The 24,459-nt window shown below is 73.1% G+C and carries 25 protein-coding genes; 15 read left to right on the forward strand and 10 right to left on the reverse strand.

Annotated features, from left to right (window positions below; translation table 11 throughout):
- Positions 1 to 3 precede the first annotated feature (3 nt).
- Entirely contained in the window at positions 4 to 810 is an 807-nt protein-coding gene (locus tag ACLE50_RS01350; protein WP_410941481.1) for a type III pantothenate kinase, read from the forward strand.
- Between the two features lie 4 nt (positions 811 to 814).
- Here the strand turns inward: ACLE50_RS01350 and ACLE50_RS01355 are convergent, their stop codons facing one another.
- Positions 815 to 1,588, reverse strand: coding sequence for a class I SAM-dependent methyltransferase (locus ACLE50_RS01355; RefSeq protein WP_410941482.1), 774 nt, complete (start codon positions 1,586 to 1,588; stop codon positions 815 to 817).
- 152 nt (positions 1,589 to 1,740) lie between these two features.
- Here ACLE50_RS01355 and lysS point away from each other — a divergent pair, with 152 nt between their 5' ends.
- The 4 genes from lysS (at position 1,741) to ACLE50_RS01375 (ending at position 7,576) form a co-directional block, all read left to right on the forward strand.
- Positions 1,741 to 3,198 carry a lysine--tRNA ligase gene (gene lysS / locus ACLE50_RS01360; protein ID WP_410942231.1) on the forward strand — a complete coding sequence of 486 codons (1,458 nt, stop codon included), beginning with the start codon at positions 1,741 to 1,743 and terminating at the stop codon, positions 3,196 to 3,198.
- A 212-nt stretch (positions 3,199 to 3,410) separates the two neighbouring features.
- Complete coding sequence (locus ACLE50_RS01365; protein WP_410941483.1) at positions 3,411 to 3,755, forward strand: histone-like nucleoid-structuring protein Lsr2; 345 nt, start codon at positions 3,411 to 3,413, stop codon at positions 3,753 to 3,755.
- A gap of 81 nt (positions 3,756 to 3,836) precedes the next feature.
- Positions 3,837 to 4,673 carry a siderophore-interacting protein gene (locus tag ACLE50_RS01370; RefSeq protein WP_410941484.1) on the forward strand — a complete coding sequence of 279 codons (837 nt, stop codon included), beginning with the start codon at positions 3,837 to 3,839 and terminating at the stop codon, positions 4,671 to 4,673.
- A gap of 356 nt (positions 4,674 to 5,029) precedes the next feature.
- Positions 5,030 to 7,576 (forward strand): ATP-dependent Clp protease ATP-binding subunit, encoded by a 2,547-nt coding sequence (locus ACLE50_RS01375; RefSeq protein ID WP_410941485.1) that lies wholly within the window; start codon positions 5,030 to 5,032, stop codon positions 7,574 to 7,576.
- A gap of 112 nt (positions 7,577 to 7,688) precedes the next feature.
- Here the strand turns inward: ACLE50_RS01375 and ACLE50_RS01380 are convergent, their stop codons facing one another.
- Together ACLE50_RS01380 and ACLE50_RS01385 are read right to left on the reverse strand one after the other, a co-directional pair.
- Positions 7,689 to 8,357 (reverse strand): nucleoside/nucleotide kinase family protein, encoded by a 669-nt coding sequence (locus ACLE50_RS01380; protein WP_410941486.1) that lies wholly within the window; start codon positions 8,355 to 8,357, stop codon positions 7,689 to 7,691.
- Positions 8,358 to 8,370: 13 nt separating this feature from the next.
- A complete protein-coding gene (locus tag ACLE50_RS01385; protein ID WP_410941487.1) occupies positions 8,371 to 9,819 on the reverse strand; it encodes a GAF domain-containing protein in 1,449 nt (482 codons plus the stop codon).
- A gap of 210 nt (positions 9,820 to 10,029) precedes the next feature.
- Here ACLE50_RS01385 and exaC point away from each other — a divergent pair, with 210 nt between their 5' ends.
- The 3 genes from exaC to ACLE50_RS01400 all read left to right on the forward strand — a co-directional run bounded on the left by exaC (position 10,030) and on the right by ACLE50_RS01400 (position 12,685).
- Positions 10,030 to 11,553, forward strand: a complete 1,524-nt coding sequence (exaC, locus tag ACLE50_RS01390; protein WP_410941488.1) for an acetaldehyde dehydrogenase ExaC — start codon at positions 10,030 to 10,032, stop codon at positions 11,551 to 11,553.
- A complete protein-coding gene (locus ACLE50_RS01395) occupies positions 11,553 to 11,993 on the forward strand; it encodes a DUF779 domain-containing protein (protein ID WP_410941489.1) in 441 nt (146 codons plus the stop codon). Before exaC ends, ACLE50_RS01395 begins: the two co-directional genes overlap by 1 nt.
- Positions 11,994 to 12,094: 101 nt before the next feature.
- On the forward strand, positions 12,095 to 12,685 hold the full coding sequence (locus tag ACLE50_RS01400; protein WP_410941490.1) for a cysteine hydrolase family protein: 591 nt from the start codon (positions 12,095 to 12,097) through the stop codon (positions 12,683 to 12,685).
- 77 nt (positions 12,686 to 12,762) lie between these two features.
- Here the strand turns inward: ACLE50_RS01400 and ACLE50_RS01405 are convergent, their stop codons facing one another.
- Both ACLE50_RS01405 and ACLE50_RS01410 read right to left on the reverse strand, forming a co-directional pair.
- Positions 12,763 to 13,509 (reverse strand): SIR2 family NAD-dependent protein deacylase, encoded by a 747-nt coding sequence (locus tag ACLE50_RS01405; protein WP_410942232.1) that lies wholly within the window; start codon positions 13,507 to 13,509, stop codon positions 12,763 to 12,765.
- Positions 13,510 to 13,610: 101 nt separating this feature from the next.
- The gene (locus ACLE50_RS01410) at positions 13,611 to 13,928 is read right to left on the reverse strand and encodes an antibiotic biosynthesis monooxygenase family protein (RefSeq protein ID WP_410941491.1); all 318 of its coding nucleotides are present in this window, start codon (positions 13,926 to 13,928) and stop codon (positions 13,611 to 13,613) included.
- Between the two features lie 64 nt (positions 13,929 to 13,992).
- On the opposite strand from ACLE50_RS01410, the gene ACLE50_RS01415 reads away from it, so the two are divergent.
- Positions 13,993 to 14,778, forward strand: coding sequence for an alpha/beta fold hydrolase (locus ACLE50_RS01415; protein ID WP_410941492.1), 786 nt, complete (start codon positions 13,993 to 13,995; stop codon positions 14,776 to 14,778).
- Here ACLE50_RS01415 and ACLE50_RS01420 read toward each other — a convergent pair.
- Together ACLE50_RS01420 and ACLE50_RS01425 are read right to left on the reverse strand one after the other, a co-directional pair.
- Positions 14,750 to 15,262, reverse strand: coding sequence for a 2'-5' RNA ligase family protein (locus tag ACLE50_RS01420; RefSeq protein WP_410941493.1), 513 nt, complete (start codon positions 15,260 to 15,262; stop codon positions 14,750 to 14,752). The genes ACLE50_RS01415 and ACLE50_RS01420 overlap by 29 nt on opposite strands.
- The gene (locus tag ACLE50_RS01425; RefSeq protein WP_410941494.1) at positions 15,262 to 16,125 is read right to left on the reverse strand and encodes an HhH-GPD family protein; all 864 of its coding nucleotides are present in this window, start codon (positions 16,123 to 16,125) and stop codon (positions 15,262 to 15,264) included. Before ACLE50_RS01425 ends, ACLE50_RS01420 begins: the two co-directional genes overlap by 1 nt.
- A 299-nt stretch (positions 16,126 to 16,424) precedes the next feature.
- Between ACLE50_RS01425 and ACLE50_RS01430 the strand changes: the two genes are divergently transcribed.
- Positions 16,425 to 17,282: a hypothetical protein gene (locus tag ACLE50_RS01430; protein WP_410941495.1), complete on the forward strand. Its 858-nt coding sequence runs from the start codon at positions 16,425 to 16,427 to the stop codon at positions 17,280 to 17,282.
- 7 nt (positions 17,283 to 17,289) lie between these two features.
- Here ACLE50_RS01430 and radA read toward each other — a convergent pair whose 3' ends face one another.
- On the reverse strand, positions 17,290 to 18,675 hold the full coding sequence (gene radA, locus ACLE50_RS01435; protein WP_410942233.1) for a DNA repair protein RadA: 1,386 nt from the start codon (positions 18,673 to 18,675) through the stop codon (positions 17,290 to 17,292).
- The gene (locus tag ACLE50_RS01440) at positions 18,672 to 19,382 is read right to left on the reverse strand and encodes a copper chaperone PCu(A)C (RefSeq protein ID WP_410941496.1); all 711 of its coding nucleotides are present in this window, start codon (positions 19,380 to 19,382) and stop codon (positions 18,672 to 18,674) included. Before ACLE50_RS01440 ends, radA begins: the two co-directional genes overlap by 4 nt.
- A 417-nt stretch (positions 19,383 to 19,799) precedes the next feature.
- On the opposite strand from ACLE50_RS01440, the gene ACLE50_RS01445 reads away from it, so the two are divergent.
- The 3 genes from ACLE50_RS01445 (at position 19,800) to ispF (ending at position 21,573) form a co-directional block, all read left to right on the forward strand.
- Positions 19,800 to 20,291 (forward strand): CarD family transcriptional regulator, encoded by a 492-nt coding sequence (locus ACLE50_RS01445; RefSeq protein ID WP_410941497.1) that lies wholly within the window; start codon positions 19,800 to 19,802, stop codon positions 20,289 to 20,291.
- 119 nt (positions 20,292 to 20,410) lie between these two features.
- Positions 20,411 to 21,106: a 2-C-methyl-D-erythritol 4-phosphate cytidylyltransferase gene (gene ispD, locus ACLE50_RS01450; protein ID WP_410942234.1), complete on the forward strand. Its 696-nt coding sequence runs from the start codon at positions 20,411 to 20,413 to the stop codon at positions 21,104 to 21,106.
- Positions 21,103 to 21,573 carry a 2-C-methyl-D-erythritol 2,4-cyclodiphosphate synthase gene (gene ispF / locus ACLE50_RS01455; protein WP_410941498.1) on the forward strand — a complete coding sequence of 157 codons (471 nt, stop codon included), beginning with the start codon at positions 21,103 to 21,105 and terminating at the stop codon, positions 21,571 to 21,573. Before ispD ends, ispF begins: the two co-directional genes overlap by 4 nt.
- On the opposite strand, the gene ACLE50_RS01460 is transcribed toward ispF, so the two are convergent.
- Positions 21,564 to 21,989, reverse strand: coding sequence for a VOC family protein (locus ACLE50_RS01460; RefSeq protein ID WP_410941499.1), 426 nt, complete (start codon positions 21,987 to 21,989; stop codon positions 21,564 to 21,566). The two genes, ispF and ACLE50_RS01460, sit on opposite strands and share 10 nt — an antisense overlap.
- A 67-nt stretch (positions 21,990 to 22,056) precedes the next feature.
- On the opposite strand from ACLE50_RS01460, the gene cysS reads away from it, so the two are divergent.
- Together cysS and rlmB are read left to right on the forward strand one after the other, a co-directional pair.
- Positions 22,057 to 23,451, forward strand: a complete 1,395-nt coding sequence (gene cysS / locus ACLE50_RS01465) for a cysteine--tRNA ligase (RefSeq protein ID WP_410941500.1) — start codon at positions 22,057 to 22,059, stop codon at positions 23,449 to 23,451.
- Positions 23,452 to 23,456: 5 nt separating this feature from the next.
- Positions 23,457 to 24,437 (forward strand): 23S rRNA (guanosine(2251)-2'-O)-methyltransferase RlmB, encoded by a 981-nt coding sequence (rlmB, locus tag ACLE50_RS01470; RefSeq protein WP_410941501.1) that lies wholly within the window; start codon positions 23,457 to 23,459, stop codon positions 24,435 to 24,437.
- Positions 24,438 to 24,459 lie beyond the last annotated feature (22 nt).

Below are 24,459 nucleotides of genomic sequence, written 5' to 3' on the forward strand. Positions count from 1 at the left end.
CCGATGCTGCTCTGCATCGACGTGGGCAACACCCACGTCTCGCTCGGGCTGTACCCGGAGCCCGACCCGGGAACCGACCCGTCGTCGCTGGACCCGGTGCCGCAGCGCCGCTGGCGGCTGCGCACCGACACCAGCGCCACCGCCGACGAGCTGGACCTGACCGTGTCCGGGATGCTCGGCGCGCACTTCCCCGAGGTCACCGCGGTCGCCGCGCTGTCGACCGTGCCCGGGCCGTCGCGGGAGCTGCGCACGCTGCTGGCCCGTTGGTCGGACCGGATGCGCACGCTCGTCGTCGGGCCGGGGGTGCGGACCGGGGTGCCGCTGCTGGTGGACCAGCCGCGCGAGGTCGGCGCCGACCGCGTCGTCAACTCCCTGGCCGCCCACCACCTGTTCGGCACGGCCGCGATCTGCGTGGACCTCGGGACCTGCACCAACGTCGACGTCGTCACCGCGAAGGGCGAGTTCCTCGGCGGGGCGCTGGCGCCGGGGATCGACGTCGCGATGCAGGCGCTGGCCGAGCGGGCGTCGTCGCTGCGGCCGGTGGACCTGCTCGAACCCCGCTCGGTGATCGGCCGGACGACCGTCGAGGCCGTCCAGGCCGGCGTGCTCTACGGCGCCGCGGGCCAGGTCGACGGCCTGGTCCGCCGGATCCTCGCCGAGCTCGGGCCCGACGCCGGGCCGGTCGCCGTCGTCGTCACCGGCGGGCTCGCCGAGCTCGTGCACGGCCGCGCCGACACCGTCACCGACCACGTGCCGGACCTGACCCTGCACGGCCTGCGGCTGACCCATCTGCGCCACCACCGGCGGTGAGCGCTCAGGCCCGCACGGCCCGCCACACGATGGTGCGCATCGGCAGGTCGAAGGTCCCCGAGGCCGTCTGTGGGCAGCTGTCCAGGAACTCCCGGACCCGGTCGAGCACGGCCTCGCGGTCGGCGGGGGCGCTGGTCAGCGCCCAGGAATGGGTGCGCTGGTCGTCGAGGAACGCGTCGGTCGTCGTCGGGCGGGACCAGGTGACCCGCTCGGTGGCCGCTCCGATGAACCATGGCTCGTCGGGCAGGTCCGGGTCCTCGCCACCACCCGCAGGGTTGTCCGCCGGGGCCTGCAGCCCGGTGCGGATCTCGTCGACCCGGGCGACCCAGCCGACGTCGCCGTCGCGCCCGTTCCACAGGCAGGCGAGCACCCCGCCGGGACGCAGCACCCGCGCGATCTCCGGCGTCGCCCGGTCCAGGTCGAACCAGTGCAGCGCCTGCCCGACGACGACCGCGTCCACGCTCGCGTCGGCCAGCGGGATCGCCTCGGCGGGCGCCTGCCGGGCGTCGGCGCCCGGGATCCGCTCGCGCAGCACGGCCAGCATGTCCGGGTCCGGCTCGACGGCGACGACGTCGAGCCCCCGCGCCACCAGTGACGCCGTCAGCTTCCCGGTACCCGCGCCCAGGTCGAGGACCCGCGAGCCGGTGAGCCCGGCGAGCGCGAGGTCGACCGCGGCGTCCGGATAGCCGGGCCGGTGGGCGTCGTAGGCCCGTGCCGCCGGGCCGAACGACCGGGCCCGCCCGGTGTCGACGGGGCGTCGGCCGGATTCGGAGGTCACGTGACCGAGACTAGGAGCAGCGGCGACCGGGAATCCACGGGTGACGACAAGGGGGTGCGGCACGAGCCCCCCGACGTGCGTCGATAGCCTGACCAGCCGTGAGTACTCCCGGCAACCCCACCGACTCCGGAGCCGACGACCTGCCCGAGCAGATGCGGGTGCGCCGGGCCAAGCGCGCGGACCTCATCGCCGCCGGCACCGATCCCTACCCCGTCGAGGTGGAGCGCACGCACTCGCTGCGCGAGATCCGCGACGCCCATCCCGACCTTCCCGCCGACACGGCCACCGGTGAGCAGGTCGCCGTCGTCGGGCGGGTGATGTTCCTGCGCAACACCGGCAAGCTCTGCTTCGCGACGCTGCGTGAGGGTGACGGCACCGAGCTGCAGGCCATGCTGTCCCTCGACCGCGTCGGGGCCGACGAGCTGGCCCGCTGGAAGGCCGTCGTCGACCTGGGCGACTTCGTCGGCATCCGGGGCGAGGTCATCACCTCGCGGCGCGGTGAGCTGTCGGTGCAGGCCGACGCCTGGTCGGTCGCGTCGAAGTCGGTGCGCCCGCTGCCGACCGCGCACAAGGAGCTGTCGGAGGAGAACCGGGTCCGGCAGCGCTACGTCGACCTGATCATGCGTCCGCAGGCCCGCGAGACCGTCCGCGCGCGGTCCAAGGTGCTGCGCACCGTGCGCGAGCAGCTCGACGACCGTGACTTCGTCGAGGTCGAGACCCCGATGCTGCAGCTGCTGCACGGCGGGGCGACCGCGCGCCCGTTCGTCACGCACGCGAATGCGCTGGACTCCGAGCTGTACCTGCGCATCGCCCCGGAGCTGTTCCTCAAGCGTGCCGTGGTCGGAGGCGTGGAGCGGGTCTTCGAGCTGAATCGGGTGTTCCGCAACGAAGGCATCGACTCGACGCATTCTCCCGAGTTCGCGATGCTGGAGGCCTACCAGGCCTACGCGACCTACGACGACATGGCCGTACTCACCCGCGAGCTGATCCAGTCCTCGGCGCGGGCCCTGTTCGGATCCACGACCGTCACCCACGCCGACGGAACCGAACACGATCTCGGCGGCGAGTGGCGTTCGATCACGATCTACGGCGCGGTGTCCGACGCGGTCGGCCGCGATGTGAGCCCGGACACCGAACTGGCGGAACTCACCGAGATCGCGGCGAAGCACGACGTCGACATCACCGATTACCCGACGCCGGCCCAGATCGTGCTCGAGCTGTTCGAGAAGCTCGTCGAGCACACGTTGGTCGAGCCGACCTTCGTCCGGGATTTCCCGGTCGACGTCCGCCCGCTCACCCGGGCGCACCGTGACGACCCGCGACTGTCGGAGTCCTGGGACCTGATCGTCTTCGGCGTGGAGCTGGCCACGGCGTACTCCGAGCTGGTGGACCCGGTCGAGCAGCGCGAGCGGCTGCAGGCGCAGTCGCTGAAGGCGGCCGCCGGTGACCCCGAGGCGATGCAGCTGGACGAGGACTTCCTGCGCGCCATGGAGTACGGCATGCCGCCCACCGGCGGTATGGGTATGGGTATCGACCGGCTGCTGATGACGCTGACCGGACTCGGTATCCGCGAGACGATCCTCTTCCCGCTGGTGCGCGGCGAATCCTGACGCGTCTCCCGAACGAGTGGCAATCGACCCACGGGGCCGGGAAATCAGCCCCGTGGTCGACGCGATCTCCTTTTCTCGGCTAACCTGAAATCACGTCGGTTCCCGGCCGCGGCCAATCGCGTATTGCGTCCGGGTATTGCAGGCCGTGCACCGGTTCTGCGGGGCCGACCCGTACACCCCGTGACGTACACGTTCGATTCAGGAGGCCTGGGATGGCGCAGATCAAGGAGGTCCGTCTCGTCGACGACCTCAGTGGCGACGCCGCTGACGAGACGATCGAGTTCGGTCTGGACGGAAAGAGCTACGAGATCGACCTGACGACGGACAACGCGTCGAAGCTGCGGGACGTGCTGGCCGACTACGTCGCCGCCGCCCGCCGCGCCGCGGCCCCGGCCCGTCGTCGTGGCACGGCGACCGCCTCGGCCGCCCGCCGTCCGTCCGCGGACCGCGAGCAGAACCAGGCGATCCGCGAGTGGGCCCGCAAGCGCGGGATGAAGGTTTCCGATCGCGGCCGGATCCCGGCCGAGGTCCTCGAGGCCTACCACCAGGAGAACTAAGGCTGACCTCACCTCGCGGCCGCGGGGACGGGTAGCGTGGCGGCCGCCCCTGCCCATCCCCGCGCCCGGAGGTCGCCAGCCATGGCACGCCGCGTCACCGAGCTCGAGGTGCTCCGCACCGAGCGGCTCACCCCGAGCATGGTCCGGGTCGTCGCCGGGGGCGACGGCCTGGCCGCGTTCCCGGAGACCCCCTACACCGACCGCTACGTGAAGATCCTGTTCCCGCAGCCGGGGGTCGAGTACCCCGAGCCGCTGGACATGGACCGCGTGCACGCCGAGTACCCGCGTGAGCAGTGGCCGGTCCAGCGGACCTACACCGTCCGCTCGCTCGACCACGCCGCGGGCGAGCTGGTCATCGACTTCGTGCACCACGGCGACGCCGGCATCGCCGGTCCGTGGGCCGCCGCGGCCGGCCCGGGCGAGCCGCTGCGGCTGATGGGCCCCGGCGGCGCCTACGCCCCGGACCCGGACGCCGACGCCCACCTGCTGGTCGGCGACGAGTCGGCCCTGCCCGCGGTGTGTGCGGCGCTCGAGCGGATCCCCGACGGCGCCCCGGTGATCGCCGTTCTGCAGGTCGGGGCGCCCGGCGAGGAGCTCGAGCTGCCCGGTGGCACCGAGGTCCCCGGCCGCACCGTGCACTGGCTGTACCGCTCCGAGGCCGCCGGCGACACCGGCAGCACCCAGGTCCCGGAGTTCGTCCGCGGCCTGGCGCTGCCCACCGGGCGGGTGCACGCGTTCGTGCACGGCGAGGCGATCGCGGTCAAGGAGCTCCGCCGGTACCTCACCCGTGAGGCCGGCGTCGCCCGCGACGACCTGTCGGTCTCCGGCTACTGGCGCCGGGGCCGCGACGAGGAGGGCTTCCGCGAGTACAAGCAGGCCGAACGGGCCCAGGAGGAAGCCGCCGCGCAGGCGGGCTGAGAGCGGGGCGAGCCGGCCCGGCACCCGGTCCGGGACGGGGCCGACACACCGGCGGTCACCGATCGGGTGGCCGGATTTCGCCGAGCGCGAACACATCCGCAGGAACACGGCCGGTGTAGCCCGCGTTACGCGGGGCACGCCGTCCGATGCCCGTCAGGTGGAGGCGTCGGACCCCCTCGGACCGATACAGTGGTATGAGGCCGTACCCGGCGGGCCGGATCCGTCGGGGGAGCCTGGCGCGGTGTCACGCGAGGACGCAGTGTTGGCGAGGCGCAGAGTCGGCCCCGGCGGGACCGGGACCGGACCACAGATGCTGGTCGCGTCGTACGTGAGGCGCAGCAGGCAAGGAGTGCAGATTGTTCGAGAGGTTCACCGACCGAGCACGGCGTGTTGTCGTCCTGGCCCAGGAAGAGGCCCGGATGCTCAACCACAACTACATCGGGACCGAGCACATCCTCCTTGGCCTCATCCACGAGGGCGAGGGAGTCGCCGCGAAGGCGCTCGAGTCGCTCGGCATCGCCCTGGAGGGCGTGCGGCAGCAGGTCGAGGAGATCATCGGTCAGGGCCAGCAGGCGCCGTCCGGCCACATCCCCTTCACGCCCCGGGCGAAGAAGGTGCTCGAGCTGTCGCTGCGTGAGGCGCTGCAGCTCGGCCACAACTACATCGGGACCGAGCACATCCTGCTCGGCCTGATCCGTGAGGGCGAGGGCGTCGCGGCCCAGGTGCTGGTCAAGCTGGGCGCCGACCTCAACCGCGTGCGCCAGCAGGTCCTCCAGCTGCTGTCCGGCTACCAGGGCAAGGAGCCCCAGGAGTCCGGCACGGGCGGCCGTGGCGAGGGCACGCCGTCGTCGTCGCTGGTGCTCGACCAGTTCGGTCGCAACCTCACCCAGCAGGCCCGCGAGGGCAAGCTGGACCCGGTCGTCGGCCGGGAGAAGGAGATCGAGCGGATCATGCAGGTCCTCTCCCGGAGGACCAAGAACAACCCGGTCCTGATCGGCGAGGCCGGCGTCGGCAAGACCGCCGCCGTCGAGGGCCTGGGCCAGGCGATCGTCAAGGGCGAGGTGCCCGAGACGCTCAAGGACAAGCAGCTCTACACGCTCGACCTGGGCTCGCTGGTCGCCGGCTCCCGCTACCGCGGTGACTTCGAGGAGCGCCTCAAGAAGGTGCTCAAGGAGATCCGCACTCGCGGCGACATCATCCTGTTCATCGACGAGATCCACACCCTGGTGGGTGCGGGTGCCGCCGAGGGCGCGATCGACGCCGCCTCGATCCTGAAGCCGATGCTCGCCCGCGGTGAGCTGCAGACCATCGGCGCGACCACGCTCGACGAGTACCGCAAGTACGTCGAGAAGGACCCGGCCCTGGAGCGCCGCTTCCAGCCGATCCAGGTCTCCGAGCCGTCGGTCACGCACACGATCGAGATCCTCAAGGGCCTGCGCGACCGGTACGAGGCGCACCACCGGGTCACGATCACCGACGACGCGCTGGCATCGGCCGCGACGCTGGCCGACCGCTACATCAACGACCGCTACCTGCCGGACAAGGCGATCGACCTGGTCGACGAGGCCGGCGCCCGGATGCGCATCCGCCGGATGACCGCTCCGCCGGACCTGCGCGAGTTCGACGAGAAGATCGCCGACGTGCGCCGGGACAAGGAGTCGGCGATCGACGCGCAGGACTTCGAGCGGGCTGCGCACCTGCGCGACCAGGAGAAGACCCTGCTGGGCGAGAAGGCCGAGCGCGAGAAGCAGTGGAAGTCCGGCGACCTCGACGTCGTCGCCGAGGTCGACTCCGAGCAGATCGCCGAGGTGCTGGGCAACTGGACCGGCATCCCGGTCTTCAAGCTCACCGAGGAGGAGACCACCCGGCTGCTGCGCATGGAGGACGAGCTCCACAAGCGCATCATCGGCCAGGAGGACGCGGTCAAGTCCGTCTCGCAGGCGATCCGCCGTACGCGGGCCGGTCTGAAGGACCCGAAGCGCCCGTCCGGCTCGTTCATCTTCGCCGGTCCGTCCGGTGTCGGTAAGACCGAGCTGTCCAAGGCGCTGGCGAACTTCCTGTTCGGCGAGGACGACGCGCTCATCCAGATCGACATGGGTGAGTTCCACGACCGGTACACCGCCTCGCGGCTGTTCGGTGCCCCTCCCGGCTACGTCGGCTACGAGGAGGGCGGCCAGCTCACCGAGAAGGTGCGGCGCAAGCCGTTCTCGGTGGTGCTGTTCGACGAGATCGAGAAGGCGCACCAGGAGATCTACAACACGCTCCTGCAGGTGCTGGAGGACGGCCGTCTCACCGACGGTCAGGGCCGGATCGTCGACTTCAAGAACACCGTCCTGATCTTCACCTCGAACCTGGGTACCCAGGACATCTCGAAGGCCGTGGGCCTGGGCTTCTCGTCGGGCAACGACGAGGCGTCCAACTACGAGCGGATGAAGACGAAGGTCAACGACGAGCTGAAGAAGCACTTCCGCCCGGAGTTCCTCAACCGCATCGACGACATCATCGTCTTCCACCAGCTCAACCAGGAGCAGATCATCGAGATGGTCGACCTGATGATCGGGCGGGTGGAGAAGCAGCTGGCCAACAAGGACATGGCCATCGAGCTCACGGAGACCGCCAAGCGACTGCTGGCGCGCCGCGGGTTCGACCCGGTCCTCGGTGCCCGGCCGCTGCGCCGGACGATCCAGCGCGAGATCGAGGACCAGCTGTCGGAGAAGATCCTCTTCGGCGAGCTGGAGGGCGGTCAGATCGTGCTGGTCGACGTCGAGGGTCTCGACGAGGACGCTCCCGAGGACTCGAAGGCGTGGGACGACAAGGCCCACTTCACCTTCCGCGGTGAGCAGAAGCCGGCCGAGCCGGTTCCGGACACCCCGCCGACCGCGCTCGCGGGCGGCGACGAGTGACTCCGCGTTCGTAGCTCGACGGTTCTCGTAGCTCCGCAGCCAGGGCCCGTCCCGGATCCGTTCCGGGACGGGCCCTGCTGCATGTCCGGGGCCGCTGCGTGCCCCGGGGCAGCTAGGCCGGGAACTCCGAGCAGGACACGACCAGGTCCGCGGCGCCGCGGGAGGCGGTGACCAGGCGGGCGTTGGGCTCGTCGGTGTGTTCCACCCAGGCCCGCGCCGCGTCCGGGGTCTTGCCGAACCGGACGTGCCGGGCCACGAGGCGGTCGCGGCGCAGGTCGTCGTCGGTCTCGTGGAACCAGATCTCGTCGAACGCCGCGCGAACCGGGCGCCAGGCCGGGTCGTCGAGCAGCAGGTAGTTGCCCTCGCTGACCACCAGCGTCGCCTCCGGCGGCACCGGGATCGACCCGGCGACCGGCTGCTCGATCTCCCGGTCGAACGCCGGCGCGTAGACCGGGCCGGGCTCGGTGCCCGGTGCGGCGCGCAGCCGGTACAGCAGCGCCGCGTACCCGGCGGGGTCGAACGTGTCCGGCGCGCCCTTGCGGCCGCGGCGGCCCAGCCGCTCCAGCTCGACGTCGGCGAGGTGGAAGCCGTCCATCGGGACGTGCACGGCATCGGTCCCGGCGGCGCGCAACGCCCGCACCACGGCCAGCGCCAGCGTCGTCTTGCCCGCGCCGGGCGCCCCGACGATCCCCAGGAGGGCCCGCGGGCCGGAGCCGGCGGCGAGCGCGCGGGCCCGCGCCACGAGGTCGTCGAAACGGTCGGCGTACGGCGGGGCGCTCATGCCCGGAACGATCTCAGGCGAGCTCGTCGCGGCGAGGGTCGGACGAGGGCAGCAGCACCCGCAGCCGGAACCGCAGCTCGTCGTCGGCCTCGCCGGACCGCACCATCGACCACAGCGCGTCGGGGTCGTTCGCGCGCAGCACCGCCGAGCGGGCCGCGACCTCCAGATGCTCGCGCTCGGCGCGGATCGCCGGTGACTCCGACACCGGCAGCAGCGGGCCACGGGCGGCCTCGGCGGCGACGTCGCGGACCCGGCCGTCGCGCAGCGCCTCCCGCAGCCGCAGGAAGTCGGCGTCGACCCGGGCGGCGAGCCGGTAGGGCTGGGTGCGTACGGAGTCCTCGCCGACGTGGCGGCGCAGCCGGTGCATCTCCGCGCGGACGGTGACGGCGCGGCCGTCGTCGCCGTAGAGGGCGGCCGCGAGCTGGTCGGAGGTGAGGCCCTCCGGGTGCAGCGCCAGCAGCGTCAGGACCTCCGCGTGCCGCAGCCCGAGCCGCAGCGCGCGGCCGTCGCGCCGCGCCGACGGTGACCGGGCCCCCAGGAACGGCAGCGTCAGGGTGGGCGGCACGGGCCCGGCCGGGGCGGGCACGCGCAGCAGCCAGCCTTCGCCGAGCGGCTCGACCCGGCACTCGACCGGGTCACCGCCGGAGCCGCCGATGGACAGCAGCACCCGGTCGCCCCGTTCGGGCAGCTCGACCCGGGCCGGGAAGCGGCCCGGCGGGTTCGACACCAGCACCCGACCGCGTGGGGAGAGCAGCGCCCCGGGGGTCGTCCCGAGCCCGGCGAGGTGTGGCAGGTTCGTCTCGCACAGCCGCTCGTCCCGGGCCGCGGTCAGCTCGCCCAGCCGGTGCTCGGCGAGCCGCGCGGCTGCGGTGACCAGCGACAACGTCGTCGGGTGGAAGGTCTGCTCCGGCCCGGTCACGTCGACGGTGCCGATCAGCCGCCCGGTCTCCGGGTCGTGCACGGGCGCCGCAGCGCACGTCCACGGGTGGTAGGCGGCGACCAGGTGCTCGGCGGAGTGGATGCTGACCGGGCGGTCGTCGGACAGGGCGGTGCCCATGGCGTTGGTCCCGATGCAGTCCTCGCTCCACGAGGTGCCCTCGACGAGGTCGACGCGGTCGGCGCGGCGCAGCACGTCGTGCGCGCCCTCGCGCCACAGGATGGTGCCGCGCTCGTCGGTCACGATCATCATGTGCCGGGCCTGGTCGGCGACCGACAGCAGCACGTCGCGCAGCACCGGCAGCGCCTCGGCGAGCGGATGCCCGGACCGCAGCGCGACGACCTCGGAGTGCTCGTAGGCGTGCCGCGGGCGGGACCGCTGCGGGTCGACGGCGGCGGCCAGCGAGCGGGCCCAGGACTCCCGGACCTGCGGGCGCAGCCCCGGCGCGAGCCCGTCCGGGCCGGTGACCCCACCGGCGAGCACGGCGTCACGCATCCGCTCCAGCTCGCGTCGCTGCGTTGCCACGGCCCTCACCCTACGGTCAGCACAGGCTCACCTGAATCGAATCGGCGTGATCGGCACTGACCTCTAGTTCAGGTGCCGCATCTGCGTGCAACTCTTGTGCAACCCCCAGCTTCCTAGTGTCCGGCATCACGCGCAATGTGCGATCCGGATCACGTTCCGGGGTCGCATCCGCGTCGGTTCGACGAAGCACCCACACGGGAAGGACCATCCATGGCCGTCTACGCCAACCCGGGTCAGCCGGACAGCGTCGTTGAGTTCAAGCCTCGCTACGACCACTTCATCGGTGGCGAGTACGTCGCTCCGGCGAAGGGCCAGTACTTCGAGAACCCGACCCCGATCACGGGTCAGAACTTCACCGAGGTCGCCCGCGGCACCGCCGAGGACGTGGAGAAGGCGCTCGACGCCGCCCACGCGGCCGCCCCCGCCTGGGGCAAGACCTCCGCAGGCGAGCGGGCCAACATCCTGAACAAGATGGCGGACCGCATCGAGGAGAACCTCGAGAAGATCGCGATCGCCGAGTCCTGGGAGAACGGCAAGGCCTGCCGCGAGACCCTCGCCGCGGACATCCCGCTCGCGATCGACCACCTGCGCTACTTCGCCGGCGCGATCCGCGCCCAGGAGGGCGGCCTCTCCCAGATCGACGAGGAGACCGTCGCCTACCACTTCCACGAGCCGCTGGGCGTCGTCGGACAGATCATTCCGTGGAACTTCCCGATCCTCATGGCGATCTGGAAGCTCGCACCCGCTCTCGCGGCGGGCAACGCGGTCGTCCTGAAGCCGGCCGAGCAGACCCCGGCGTCGATCCACGTCCTGCTGGACACGATCTCCGACCTCATCCCGCCGGGCGTCGTGAACATCGTCAACGGCTTCGGCGTCGAGGCCGGCAAGCCGCTGGCGTCGAACAAGCGCATCTCGAAGATCGCCTTCACCGGTGAGACCACCACCGGCCGGCTGATCATGCAGTACGCGTCGGAGAACCTGATCCCGGTCACCCTGGAGCTGGGCGGCAAGAGCCCGAACATCTTCTTCGACGACGTCGCGGCCAAGCAGGACGCCTTCTACGACAAGGCGCTCGAGGGCTTCGCGATGTTCGCGCTGAACCAGGGCGAGGTCTGCACCTGCCCGTCGCGTGCGCTGATCCAGGACGGCATCTACCAGGAGTTCCTGGAGCAGGCCGTCAAGCGGACCGAGCAGATCAAGCAGGGCAACCCGCTCGACACCGACACGATGATCGGTGCGCAGGCCTCGAACGACCAGTTCGAGAAGATCCTGTCCTACATCGACATCGGCCGGCAGGAGGGCGCCAAGGTCCTCACCGGTGGGGAGAAGGCGGAGATGTCCGGCGACCTCGCCGGCGGCTACTACATCAAGCCGACCATCTTCGAGGGCAACAACCAGATGCGGATCTTCCAGGAGGAGATCTTCGGCCCGGTCGTGTCGGTCGCGCGCTTCAGCGACTACGCCGACGCCATGAAGATCGCCAACGACACGCTCTACGGCCTCGGTGCCGGTGTGTGGAGCCGCGACGCCAACACCGCCTACAACGCGGGCCGCGAGATCCAGGCCGGTCGTGTGTGGGTGAACAACTACCACAACTACCCGGCGCACGCGGCGTTCGGCGGGTACAAGCAGTCCGGCATCGGCCGCGAGAACCACAAGATGATGCTGGACCACTACCAGCAGACGAAGAACATCCTGCAGAGCTACGGCGACAACGCTCTGGGCTTCTTCTGATGGGGCAGCCGGACGCCGGCGCCCCCGCCTCCGACGCCGTGCCCGAGGTTCCGGGCTCGGGGACGGAGCGGGTGGCGCTGACGCCGGCCGCCGCCGATCTGCTGGTCAAGCTCACCGACCTGCACGGCCCGCTGATGTTCCACCAGTCCGGCGGGTGCTGCGACGGCAGCGCCCCGATGTGCTACCCGGACGGTGACTTCAAGACCGGCAACTCGGACGTCCACCTGGGCGACCTGCAGGTCGACGGCCTCGAGAAGCCGATCGGCTTCTGGATGTCGGCGTCGCAGTACGAGTACTGGAAGCACACCCACCTCACCGTCGACGTCGTGAAGGGACGCGGCAGCGGGTTCTCGGTCGAGGCGCCGGAGGGCGTCCGGTTCCTGATCCGCTCGCGGCTGTTCACCGACGACGAGTGGCGGGCGCTCGAGAACAAGGACTGACCGAGAACCGGTCCGGTCTCGCCACGGGCCCGGGAGAGCCGTCTCCCGGGCCCGTGGCATGCCCGGGAACGACTGTCCCGCAAGAGAAGGGAAGGACGACGGTGTCCGAACTGCACACCCTGCGCGGTTTGATGGGGCTGCCGGCCGAGCCGGCGCCGCTCTCCCGTTCCGCGCTGCTGATGATCGACCTGCAGAACACCTACACCGAGGGCGTCATGCGCCTGGAGAACGTCGAGCCCGCGATGGAGGAGGCCGCGGCACTGCTCGACCGGGCCCGCTCCGCCGGCGCGAAGGTCATCCACATCCGGCACGACGCCGGCGAGGGCAGCCCCTACGACGTCAACGCCCCGATCGGCGCGATCCACTCCTCGGTCGCCCCGCGTGACGGCGAGCCCGTCGTCACCAAGAACTTCCCGAGCGCGTTCGTGCACACCGACCTGGCCGAGGAGCTCGAGGGCTACGAGAACCTGGTGCTCGCCGGGTTCATGACGCACATGTGCGTGAACTCCACCGCGCGCAGCGGATTCTCCGCCGGCTACGTGCCCACGGTCGTCGCCGCGGCCACCGCGACCCGCAACCTGCCCGGTGTCGACGGCGTCGTCCCGGCCGCCGAGGTGCACGACGCGGCCCTGGCCGGGCTCGCGGACCTCCCGGCGATCGTGGTGCCGGACAACAAGGCCGTACCCGACTGAGCCGACCCGGCTGTACCGACTGAGCCGGCCCGGCTGTACCCGACCGAGCCGGCCCGGCTGTACCCGACCGAGCCGGGCTACCGGTCCCACGCCGCGTCGAGCGCGGCGAGTGCTGCGGCGGCGGGGGCGGCGATGCCGACCCCGCGGCCGTGGCGCACCTGTGGTTCCCGGACGTTGATCCGCACCAGCGCCCCGGTCGCGGCCGAGGCCAGCTCGGAGTGCCGGCGCACCGTGGGCAGCGCGGTCCCCGCACCGAGCTCGACGACCGCGATCCCCGCCCGGTGCCCGGCCAGCCAGGACGAGTGCCTGCGCAGCTCGGGCTCGGAGTGCGACGGGTCCCAGCCGAAGTCGCCGAACATCAGGATCGCCGGGCGGGCGATGCCGCCGCAGCCCGGGCAGGACGGCAGCGCGCCGGTCGCGCGCATGGTCGTCTCGTCGACGGTGACGTCGACGCGGTCGGCGGGCCACACGCCGTAGCCGCAGAGCGCCAGGCACTGGAGGTGGTGGATGGAGCCGTGCACCTCGGCGACGTCGGCGGCGGGGAAGCCTGCGCGCTGGAACTGGCCGTCGACGTTCGAGGTGAACACCGCCGTCGGCAGCCGCTGCGCCCAGCGCTGCAGCACGGCGAAGCCGCTGTGCGGGACGGTGCGCCGGTAGAGGTTGAGCCGGTGGCCGTAGAAACCCCAGGCCAGGGCCGGGTCGTCGGCGAAGTGCTCCGGGTCGGCCAGCTCCTCGAACCGCAGGCCGAGGCGCTCGTAGGGCGGGTAGGCGCGCCAGAAGCCCTCGGCGCCGCGGAAGTCGGGCAGGCCGGAGTCGACGCCCATGCCGGCACCGGCGGTGACCAGCAGTGCGGACGCCGGGCGCAGGAGCTCCACCGCCGCGGTCACCTGCTCGGCAGGGACCGCGGCGGACGGGGAGTCGGTGATCAGGAGTCCGCGGAGAGCTTCTCGAGGTCGACGACCTCGAACTCCAGCAGCGACGCGCCCTTGGCCACCGGTTTCGGGTCACGCTCGCCGGCGTGCGCCTCGGCGGCCGGGCCCTTGCGCCAGGCCTCGAACGCGTCGTCGTCCTCCCAGCGGGTCACCACGAAGTACCGGTCGTCGCCGGACTTGGGGCGCAGCAGCTCGAAGCCCAGGAACCCGGGCTGCCCGTCGACGGCGTGCAGGCGGTTCGCGAACCGCTTCTCCAGCTCGGGCCCGGCGTTCTCGGGCACCTCGATCGCATTGATCTTCACAACGGCCATGCCCCCACGCTAGCGCTGATCGCACGAGCGGCGCGCGGACCCGTCGGCGGCTACGGTCGCGCGGATGCGGACCTCCGACGGCGTCGAGATCGCGGTCATCGAGTTCGGCGGCACCGGGCGCCCGATCGTCCTGCTGCACGGGCTCATGAGCTGCGCGGAGAGCTGGCGCCCGCGGGCGGCACAGCTGACGCCGTACGGCCGGGTACTGGCCCCCGACGCCCGCGCGCACGGCGGCTCGCAGCGCGGCGCGGACCTGTCCCCGCACCGGCTCGCCGCCGACGTCGTCGAGCTGCTGGAGCGGACCGGGCCCGCCGCGCTGGTCGGGCACTCGATGGGCGGCATCACCGCTCTGCTGGCGGCGGCCGCACGCCCGGACCTGGTGACCGCACTCGTCGTCGAGGACTCGCCGCTGGACCTGACCGGCACCCCGGCCGATCACGCGGCGGACATGCGGGCCTGGTTCACCGCGCTCGCCGGGCCGCACGAGTCGACCGAGCGGGTCGCGGAGGTCTTCGCCGGGGACCGGCCGGAGGTGGGCGACCACATGGCGCGCTGCGTCGTGCAGCGCGACGACGGCTGGTGGCTGGCCACCGACATCGACGACGCCATGGCGGTCTCCGAGCACTGGCGGCACACCTCGCTGCTCGGCGAGGCGTGCACGGTGCGGGCGCCGCTGCTGGTGATCGAGGCCGGGGACTCGGTCGTGCCGCCCGGTCAGCTGGAGCTGCTCGCCTCCCGGGTCCCGGACGCCCGGCACATCCGGCTGCCCGGTACCGGCCACCTGGTGCACGACGCCGTCCCGAAGACGTGGGCCCAGGAGGTCATCGCCCTGCTGGAGCGGACGGGCTGAGCACCTCGACCTCGCCGGTACGCGAGTCGTGCAGCTCGACGGCGGTGATCCGCGCCCGCACCGGTGCCACCGGATGCAGCAGCGCGAACGCCTCCGCGGGACGGCCGGTCGCCAGGACCACGTGCGGCAGCCAGGAGCCCGGCAGGTGCGTGGCGTGCGGGCCGCGGACCCGCCCGGCCAGGGCGTCGTGCACCGCGGTGTGCACGGCCAGCACCTCCGGATCGGTGACCGCGGCCAGCACCAGCGCGTTCTCGTCACCGGTGACCGAACCCAGCGTGGCCAGCAACGACACCGGCAGCGACACCAGCCGCAGCTCCGCGGCCAGCTCGCGGACGGCGGCCGCCGGGATCGTGCCCGCGGCCGCGACCGTGATGTGCGGGGTGCCGGTCGCGGCCGGGAGGCCGGCTGCGGCGACCCGGGCCCGCAACGCCGCCAGCGCGTCGGCCGCAGCCGGATCCAGGCGCAGCCGGACGGTCGCCGGCATCAGGCCGGGAGGGCGAACAGGCCGTCGTCGGTCTGCTCGGCGAGCCCGTCGACGAGCAGCGAGTGCAGGCAGCGGTCGCGCTGCCCGGCGTCGGACCAGACGGCGTCGAGCCGGGCCCGCTCGACCGGGCCGGGCGCGGTGCGGAGCACGTCCATCAGCTTGCCGCGGACCTGCCGGTCGGTGCCGGCGAATCCCTGCACGGGCTTGCGCGGGCCGTCGTAGGCGGGCTTCCCGGCGGCGACCCAGGCACAGGAGGACTCGACCGGGCAGAGCGGGCAGCGCGGCGACCGTGCGGTGCACACGACCGCGCCCAGCTCCATCAGCCCGGCCGAGATCACGGCGGCCTCGGCGTCGTCGTCGGGGAGCAGGGCGTCGACGTCGGCGAGGTCGGCCTTCGTCCGGGCCGGGCCCGCGTCACCGTGCCCGTGCACGGCGCGGGCGACGACCCGCCGCACGTTGGTGTCGACGACCGGCGCCCGGAGCCCGTAGCCGAACGCGGCCACCGCCCGTGCGGTGTAGGAGCCCACGCCGGGCAGTGCCTCGAGCGCGTCGACGTCGGACGGGACGGTGTCGGAGTGCTGCTCGGCGATGGCGGCGGCCGCGTCGTGCAACCGGATCGCGCGGCGCGGGTAGCCGAGCTTGCCCCAGGCGCGCAGCACCTCCGAGCGTGGCGCGGCGGCCAGCGCCGACGGCACCGGCCAGCGCGCCATCCAGTCCAGCCAGATCGGCTCGACCCGGTTGACCGGGGTCTGCTGCAGCATGAACTCGCTGACCAGGACACCCCACGGGGTGGTCTCCGGCCGCCGCCAGGGCAGGTCGCGGGCCTGCTCCCGGAACCACGCGGCGATCACGTCGGGACGCACCGTCCCAGTGTCTCCCGGACCCGATCGGTGATCACGAATCGGGTGGGGCTTCCGGCCGTTCGGGGCCGTGTCACCGCTTGCCCGCCGAGCGCCGTGCACGCGGGGTGTGCGGGGTAGCCCGGTCGTGCGCGACGACCGCACCCGCGATCGTGGAGCACGCCCACGCTGCGCCGAGGAAGCCGGGCGTGTCGCCGACGACTACTTTCCGCGACTCCCTCACAGGGGTGGAACTCGACGAATCCGCAGGTAGTCGGTGTGGCGACCGCGAAGCGGCACCCCGAACTTCTACGCTCGGTCACGTGATGGAGCCGGTCGGTCCGCTGTCGGCGTCGACGTACTGGCGTCGGCGCGTCGCCGCGATCGGCGCCGCGGTGCTGGTGCTGGTCGTGCTCGTCGCGCTCGGCTCGGCCCTGCTGCCCGGCTCCTCCGACGAGCCCACCGACCCCGTCGCCCGGGCCGGGCAGGCCCCGAACGCCCCGGCTCCGGACGCACCCGCCCCGAAAGCACCCGCCCCGAACGCACCCGGCCGCCCCGGTGCGGCTCCCGCGGCGCCGAACGCCCCGGCGCCGGCCCCGAACCCGCTCCCCGGCACCGCCCCCGGCGCGCCCCCCGGCGTCGCGGTGGCACCGCCCGCCGGGCCCGCGACCCCGAACGCGGGCCCGGCGGACGGGAACCGATCCGCCGACGAGCGTGTCCGTCCCGACGACACCCCGCGCCCGTCGGTGGCGGTCCCTGCAGGCGAGCCCTCCCCGCCGACCGGTCCCGTCCCGTGCACCGACCGGATGCTCGACGTCCGCGCCGAGACCGGACGCCCGAGCTACCCGGCGGGCGGACACCCCGAGCTGCGCCTGGTCGTCACCAACGTCTCCGGGCAGGCGTGCGTGCGCGACCTCGACGGCGCCGAGCAGGAGATCGTCGTCCGCAGCGGCGGCGGTGACCGGAGGCTGTGGTCGTCGAACGACTGCGTGAACCCGGCGTCGGAGGACCTGCGCACCCTGGTCCCCGGCCAGCCGGCGGCGTTCACCGTCACCTGGTCGGGACGCACCTCCCAGCCCGGCTGCGCCGCGGCGCGGCAGCGCGTTCCCGCGGGCGCCTACCGGGTGACGGCCCGGCTCGGGCAGCTGAGCTCGGACCCGGTGCCGCTGCTGCTCGGCTGACCCGGGCTCAGGTGAGCCCGTCGATCACCTGGGTCAGCTGCGACGCCCGCATGATCTTCATGCCGGACGAGCCGACCTCGGAGTCCTGCGGCACGACGGCGCGGGTGAAGCCCAGCCGCGCGGCCTCGGCCAGCCGGCGCCCGACCGCGTGCACCCGGCGCAGCTCGCCCCCCAGCCCGAGCTCGCCGAGGACGATCGTGTCGGCCGGGATGGTGACGTCGTTCTTGGCCGTGACCACGGCCAGCGCGATCGCCAGGTCCGCGGCGGGCTCGGTCACCTTCATGCCGCCGACGGTCGCGGTGTAGACCTCGGCGTCGTGCAGCCGGACCTTCGCCCGGCGCTCCAGGACGGCCAGCAGCATCGGCACCCGCGAGGTGTCGAGCCCGGTGACCGCGCGGCGCGGGCTGGGGATGTTGGCGCCCGCGACGAGCGCCTGGACCTCGGCGAGCAGCGGCCGCCGTCCGTCCATGACCACGGTGACCGCGGTACCGGGGACGACGTTCTCGCCGTTGGTGCCGAAGCGGTCCAGGAACAGCCCGGACGGGTCCGGCAGCCCGACGATGCCCTCGTCGCGCAGCTCGAAGCAGCCCACCTCGTCGGCGGGCCCGAAGCGGTTCTTCACCCCGCGCACCATCCGCAGCGCGGAGTGCTTGTCGCCCTCGAAGTGCAGGACGACGTCGACCAGGTGCTCGAGCACCCGCGGGCCGGCGATGTTGCCGTCCTTGGTGACGTGCCCGACGAGCAGCACCGCGAGCCCGCGTTCCTTGGCCAGCGCGGTCAGCGCGACCGTCACGGCGCGGGTCTGGGTCACCCCGCCCGGGCTGCCCTCGACGACCGCCGTCGACATCGTCTGGATCGAGTCGACGATCAGCAGCGACGGCCGCAGCTCGTCGACGTGGCCGAGCACCGACTCCAGATCGGACTCGGCGGCGAGGTAGAGCTCGTCGGCCAGGCCGCCGGTGCGCTCGGCCCGCAGCCGGACCTGGCCCGCGGACTCCTCTCCGGAGACGTAGAGGACCCGGGTGCGCGACGCGGCACGTGCCGCGACCTCCAGCAGCAGCGTCGACTTCCCGACGCCCGGCTCACCGGCCAGCAGTACGACGGCGCCGGGCACCAGCCCGCCGCCGAGGACCCGGTCGAGCTCGTCGACCCCGGTCCTCCGGGAGCGGGCGGAGTCCAGCTCGACGTCGGCGATCCGGCGCGCCGGTGTGCTCGGCGCCCCCGCGACGACCGTGCGGCCGCCGCCGAGCGAGCCCGTGCCGCGCGGCGCCTCGACCTGCTCGAGAGTGCCCCAGGCCTGGCAGCCGGGGCAGCGCCCGACCCACTGCGCGGAGCGGTGGTCGCACTCGGTGCAGCGGTAGCCGCCGGAGCGCGCCCGGGTGCGGGTGGTCAGTTGGTGCCCTGGGCCGGCTGCTCGCCGCGCTCGGACGGCGCCGGGGCAGCGGGCTTGTCCGGCGACGGCGGCTTCGCCTGGCCACCGTTCTCGGCGTTCACGCCGGTCTCGGCCCCGTTGACGCCGTGCTCCTTGCCCTCCGGCGCGGCCCGTTCCGGCTTCGCATCCGGGTGGGACTCCATCGGCACACCGGTCGGCGCGACCAGGTTCACCGACCCCGCGCGCTCGAACACGAACGTCATCGGGACCTGCGCACCGGCCGGGATCGGCTGCTTGAGCCCGTCGAGCCTGATCTGCACCGGCTTGCTCGACGTCGGCGCCAGCGGTGTGTCGCCCGCGGAGACCAGCGCGACCCCCTTGGCCAGCCTGGTGTCGCCGGAGACCGTCACGTTCGACGCGTACGGGCTCGTGACGCGCACCAGCTTGTCCGCGGTGTCGCCGACGTTGACCAGGTTGGCGCGCAGCGGGGCGCTGCCACCGGCCTTGTAGAGCGCGTCCGGCCCGGCAGGCTGCGGCGGGTAGCTGATCTGGACGTCGCGCAGGTCGACCGTGCCGGCGGAGGTGTTGAGCCCGTTGACCGCGGCGGTCTGCAGCGAGGTCTGGGACAGCTGACCGGCACCGCAACCGGAGACCAGCAGGCCGGTCAGGGCGACGGCTCCGGCGGCCCCGGCCAGGGCCCGGGTGGGACGGCGGCGGTTGCGGCTCACGGTCGGCGTGTCCTTCCTGCCGGCCGGGAGCGTTCCCGGCGGGTCGAGACTGTGGTGGTGCGCGGCCCGCGCGCGTGTCCGCGCGATCGGCTGCGACCAGAGCCTAGCCGCGCGACACCGGGGAACGCTCGGCCACCCGCCGCAGAGCACGCGCGACGTGCACTCGACGTGACCGCGCCCCTACGCCGGGCTCGTGGGCGGTTCCACCGGTGCACCCTGGTGAAGCCCCGGTGACGGGCCGGTGGCGACCCCGTCCCCCTTTCCCGGTCGGCCCGGATTCCCGCGTCGCGGCCGCCTGCGCGAGACACGTTTTTTCGACGTTGTCAACCCCCTGACCTGCGACGACGGGAGAAGGTGGCCGTCGGCCGCGTCGGACGGCGTGCTAGCCTGGTCGCAGCGAAAGGGGCCAGAGGACACATGGTTTTCAAGGTCGGAGAGACCGTCGTCTACCCGCACCACGGTGCCGCCCTCATCGAGGCGATCGAGACTCGGACGATCAAGGGCGAGGAAGTGCAGTACCTCGTCCTGAAGGTCCAGCAGGGTGATCTGACGGTCCGTATTCCCGCTGACAACGTAGAGGTCGTCGGCGTCCGTGACGTCGTGGGCCAGGAGGGCCTGGATCGGGTCTTCGAGGTGTTGCGCGCGCCGCACACCGAGGAGCCGACCAACTGGTCCCGCCGGTACAAGGCCAACTGGGAGAAGTTGACCTCCGGTGACGTGAACAAGGTGGCCGAGGTCGTCCGCGACCTGTGGCGCCGGGAGAAGGATCGCGGGCTCTCCGCGGGCGAGAAGCGCATGCTCGCCAAGGCGCGGCAGATCCTGGTCAGCGAGCTCGCGCTCGCCGAGGGCACCGACGAGGAGCGGGCCGAGGTCCTGCTCGACGAGGTGCTCGCGACCGCAGACGCCTGAGCGGCCGGGCTGTGAACGACCGGGCTCCGGTCGTGGCTCCTCCGGGCTCCGTGCAGTCTCACGCTGTGTCGTCTCGCGCGGTGCCGGCCCACGCGGTGCCGTCCGGCGCCGGGCAGCCGATCGCGGCCTGCGCCGAGCGCGTCGCCGCGGTGCTGCCCGCAGCCGGTTCCGGTGCCCGCCTGGGTGCCGGAGTGCCGAAGGCGTTCGTCGAGCTGGCGGGCGTCCCGGTGCTGGTGCGTGCCGTCGACGGACTGCTGGACTCGGGCGTCGTCGGGCACGTGGTCGTCGTGGTCCCGGCCGAGCAGGCCGGTGCGGCGTCGGCGATGCTGCCCGGGCGGCCGGTGAGCGTGGTGCCCGGTGGCGCCGACCGGACCGCCTCGGTGGCGGCCGGGCTGGCCGCGCTGCCGCCGTCGGTCGAGGTCGTGCTGGTGCACGACGCCGCGCGCCCGCTGACGCCGCCCGCGGTAGTCGAGCGGGTGGTCACGGCCGTGCGGGCCGGTGCGCCCGCGGTGATCCCGGTGCTCCCGGTGACCGACACGATCAAGCAGGTCGACGGCGACGGCACCGTGGTGTCCACTGTCGACCGTTCCGCGCTGCGTGCGGTGCAGACCCCGCAGGGTTTCCGGGCCGGCGACCTGCGCCGCGCCCACGCGGGCGCCCCCGACCCGCGCACCGACGACGCGGGCCTCGTCGAGGCCCTCGGCGACCCGGTGACGACGGTCGAGGGCGACCCCCTCGCGTTCAAGGTCACCACCCCGTGGGACCTGCGCATCGCCGAGCTGCTCCTGGCCGGCGCCGTGGAGAGGATCGGATGAGGGTCGGGATCGGGACCGATGTGCACCCGGTGGAGCCTGGGCGCGACTGCTGGGTCGCCGGACTCCTGTGGGACGACGCCGACGGCTGCGCCGGGCACTCCGACGGCGACGTCGCCGCGCACGCCCTCTGCGACGCGCTGCTGTCCGCCGCCGGGCTCGGTGACCTGGGAGCGGTGTTCGGCACCGGCCGTCCGGAGTGGTCCGGAGCATCCGGGGCGACGCTGCTCGCCGAGGTCCGCAGGCTGCTCGTGCGCGACGGCTGGGCCGTCGCCAACGCGGTCGTGCAGGTGATCGGCAACGACCCGAAGATCGGCAAGCGGCGCGACGAGGCGGAGAAGGTCCTCTCCGAGCTGGTCGGCGCCCCCGTGTCGGTCTCCGGCACCACCACCGACGGACTCGGGCTGACCGGCCGCGGCGAGGGCCGCGCCGCCGTCGCGACCGCCCTGCTCCAGCCCGCTCAGGGGTAGGCGCGCTCGGTCCGTTCCTGGATCTGCCCGGCGGAGAGATCCGCGGTACGCCGCGCGACCATCCACACGTGCCCGAACGGGTCGGCCAGCCGGCCGCCGCGCTCGCCGTAGGGATGGTCGTCGACGGCGAAGATCACCCGGCCGCCGCCGTCGAGCATCGCCGCGGCGACGGCGTCCGGGTCGTCGACGTAGAGGGCGAGTATCACCGCGCCGGGCCCGTCCGGGGCCGGGTCGACGGCGTCGGCGTCCTTCACCGCCCAGACCGCGTCACCGGCGCGCAGCAGGGCGTGCACGACCGCCCCGGAGCCGTCGGTGTAGCGCTCGACGAGCCCGGCGCCGAACGCGGCGGTGTAGAAGGAGATCGCCGCGTCGGCGTCGGCGACGACCAGGCGTGGATACAGCTGCTGAACGCTCATGGCCGTCACCTTGCCCGTGGCGCCCCGCCCGTGTAGTGGACGAATCGGAGCCCCGTACCCTGGTGATGTGACCCTCAGGCTTCTCGACTCAGCGACCAGGGAGCAGCGCGTCTTCACGCCGCTGCGTGCCGGAGCCGTGTCGATGTACGTCTGTGGGGCCACGGTGCAGGGGCTGCCGCACATCGGGCACGTCCGCTCCGGGCTGAACTACGACGTGCTGCGTCGCTGGCTGACCCACGCCGGTTACGACGTCACGCTCGTCCGGAACGTCACCGACATCGACGACAAGATCCTGCGCAAGTCCGAGGCCGCCGGGCGTCCCTGGTGGGAGTGGGCGGCCACGCACGAGCGGGCCTTCACCGCCGCCTACGACGCGCTGGGCTGCCTGCCGCCGTCGGTCGAGCCGCACGCGACCGGGCACATCACGCAGATGGTCGAGCTGATCGACCGGCTGATCCAGGGCGGCCACGCGTACGCGACGCCGAAGGGCGACGTCTACTTCGCCGTCCGGACCCAGCCCGACTACGGCACGCTGTCCGGCCAGAAGGTCGACGACGTCCACCAGGGCGAGGGCGACGCCGGCGACAAGCGCGACCCGCTGGACTTCACGCTGTGGAAGGCGGCCAAGCCGGGCGAGCCCAGCTGGCCGACGCCGTGGGGACACGGCCGCCCCGGCTGGCACCTGGAGTGCTCCGCCATGGCGACCGCCTACCTGGGCCCGGAGTTCGACATCCACGGCGGCGGGCTCGACCTGGTGTTCCCGCACCACGAGAACGAGCGCGCCCAGTCGCACGCCGCCGGTGACCCGTTCGCCCGGTTCTGGCTGCACAACGCCTGGGTGACCATGGGCGGCGAGAAGATGTCGAAGTCGCTCGGCAACGTGCTCTCGATCGAGAACCTGCTGACCCGGGTCCGCCCGGCGGAGCTGCGCTACTACCTGGTCGGCCCGCACTACCGGTCGGCGATCGAGTACTCCGACGCCGCGCTCGACGAGGCCGTCGCCGCGTACCGGCGGATCGAGTCGTTCGTGCACCGGGTGCGGGAGCGCCACGGGCTGCCGGACCCGGATCTCGCGGTGCCCGCCGCGTTCGCCGCGGCGATGGACGACGACCTGGGCACCCCGCTCGCCCTGGGTGAGGTGCACAAGCTGGTGCGCGAGGGCAACACCGCCCTCGACACGGGGGACGCGCCCGCCGCGTCGGCGGCCGCCTCGGCGATCCGTGCGACGACCGGCGTGCTGGGACTGGACCCCCTGGCCACGGGCGGCGTGGCCGAACAGTCGGGCGACTCCGCCCGGCAGGCACTCGGGACGCTGGTGGAGACCATGCTCGAGCGGCGCCAGGCGGCGCGCGCCGAGAAGGACTTCGCCACCGCGGACCGGCTGCGCGACGAACTTCTGGCTGCCGGGATCGCCGTCGAGGACGGCGCCGGTGGCTCCACCTGGACACTGAAGGACGCGTAAGAGGCATGGCCGGCAACTCCAAGCGCCGCGGAGCGGTGCGCAAGGACGGCACGAAGAAGGGGATGGTCGTCGGTTCCGGCGGCCAGGCCCGCCGCGCGCTGCGCGGCAAGGGCCCGACCCCGCCGGGCGAGATGCGCCCGGGCCACCCGAAGCAGAAGGCCGCACGGCGGGCCGACGACAAGCAGCAGCAGCCGAACCGGCGGCCCGTCGCCGGCCGGCGCGGCGGCGGTGACGCCGAGGGGCCGGAGACGGTGCTCGGCCGCAACCCGGTCGTCGAGTGCCTGCGGGCCGGGGTCCCGGCGACGGCGCTGCACGTCGCGACCGGTACCAACGCCGACGAGCGGATCGCCGAGGCCGTCGCGCTGGCTGCGGAGCAGGGCATCTCGATCCTCGAGGTTCCCCGCAACGACCTGGACCGGATCAGCGGCGGCGCGCTGCACCAGGGCCTGGCCCTGCAGGTGCCCCCGTACGACTACGCCCACCCCGACGAGCTGCTCGAGCGGGCCTCGGACTCCGGCCGCCCGGCGCTGATCACGGCACTGGACGGGGTGACCGACCCGCGCAACCTCGGTGCGGTCGTCCGGTCGGTGAGCGCGTTCGGCGGGCACGGCGTCGTCGTCCCGCAGCGCCGGTCGGCGATGATGACCGCGGTGGCGTGGCGGACGTCGGCGGGCACCGCGGCACGGCTGCCGGTCGCACGGGCGACGAACCTGACCCGCACCCTGCGCGAGTACGCCTCGGCCGGGCTGATGGTCGCCGGTCTGGCCGCGGACGGGGACGTCTCCCTCGACGACTTCGACCTCGCCACCGGCCCGCTGGTGCTGGTCACCGGCTCGGAGGGCAAGGGACTGTCCCGGCTGGTCCGCGAGACCTGTGATGTGACGGTCTCGATCCCGCTGGCCGGGGAGGTCGAGTCGCTCAACGCCTCGGTCGCGACCGGTGTGGTGCTCTCCGAGGTGGCGCGGCGCCGCCGGCTCGAGCTCTGAAGGTAGCGGCAGCTCAACACTC

The sequence above is a fragment of the Pseudonocardia phyllosphaerae genome (assembly GCF_046546475.1).
Taxonomy (GTDB): domain Bacteria; phylum Actinomycetota; class Actinomycetes; order Mycobacteriales; family Pseudonocardiaceae; genus Pseudonocardia; species Pseudonocardia phyllosphaerae.

Coding starts and splice junctions, on each gene's coding strand:
- ACLE50_RS01350 (WP_410941481.1), top strand. CDS start 4: ATGCTGCTCTGCATCGACGTGGGCAACACCCACGTCTCGCTCGGGCTG.
- lysS (WP_410942231.1), top strand. CDS start 1,741: ATGCGGGTGCGCCGGGCCAAGCGCGCGGACCTCATCGCCGCCGGCACC.
- ACLE50_RS01365 (WP_410941483.1), top strand. CDS start 3,411: ATGGCGCAGATCAAGGAGGTCCGTCTCGTCGACGACCTCAGTGGCGAC.
- ACLE50_RS01370 (WP_410941484.1), top strand. CDS start 3,837: ATGGCACGCCGCGTCACCGAGCTCGAGGTGCTCCGCACCGAGCGGCTC.
- ACLE50_RS01380 (WP_410941486.1), bottom strand. CDS start 8,357: ATGAGCGCCCCGCCGTACGCCGACCGTTTCGACGACCTCGTGGCGCGG.
- exaC (WP_410941488.1), top strand. CDS start 10,030: ATGGCCGTCTACGCCAACCCGGGTCAGCCGGACAGCGTCGTTGAGTTC.
- ACLE50_RS01395 (WP_410941489.1), top strand. CDS start 11,553: ATGGGGCAGCCGGACGCCGGCGCCCCCGCCTCCGACGCCGTGCCCGAG.
- ACLE50_RS01405 (WP_410942232.1), bottom strand. CDS start 13,509: ATGGGCGTCGACTCCGGCCTGCCCGACTTCCGCGGCGCCGAGGGCTTC.
- ACLE50_RS01410 (WP_410941491.1), bottom strand. CDS start 13,928: ATGGCCGTTGTGAAGATCAATGCGATCGAGGTGCCCGAGAACGCCGGG.
- ACLE50_RS01415 (WP_410941492.1), top strand. CDS start 13,993: ATGCGGACCTCCGACGGCGTCGAGATCGCGGTCATCGAGTTCGGCGGC.
- ACLE50_RS01420 (WP_410941493.1), bottom strand. CDS start 15,262: ATGCCGGCGACCGTCCGGCTGCGCCTGGATCCGGCTGCGGCCGACGCG.
- ACLE50_RS01445 (WP_410941497.1), top strand. CDS start 19,800: ATGGTTTTCAAGGTCGGAGAGACCGTCGTCTACCCGCACCACGGTGCC.
- ispF (WP_410941498.1), top strand. CDS start 21,103: ATGAGGGTCGGGATCGGGACCGATGTGCACCCGGTGGAGCCTGGGCGC.
- ACLE50_RS01460 (WP_410941499.1), bottom strand. CDS start 21,989: ATGAGCGTTCAGCAGCTGTATCCACGCCTGGTCGTCGCCGACGCCGAC.
- rlmB (WP_410941501.1), top strand. CDS start 23,457: ATGGCCGGCAACTCCAAGCGCCGCGGAGCGGTGCGCAAGGACGGCACG.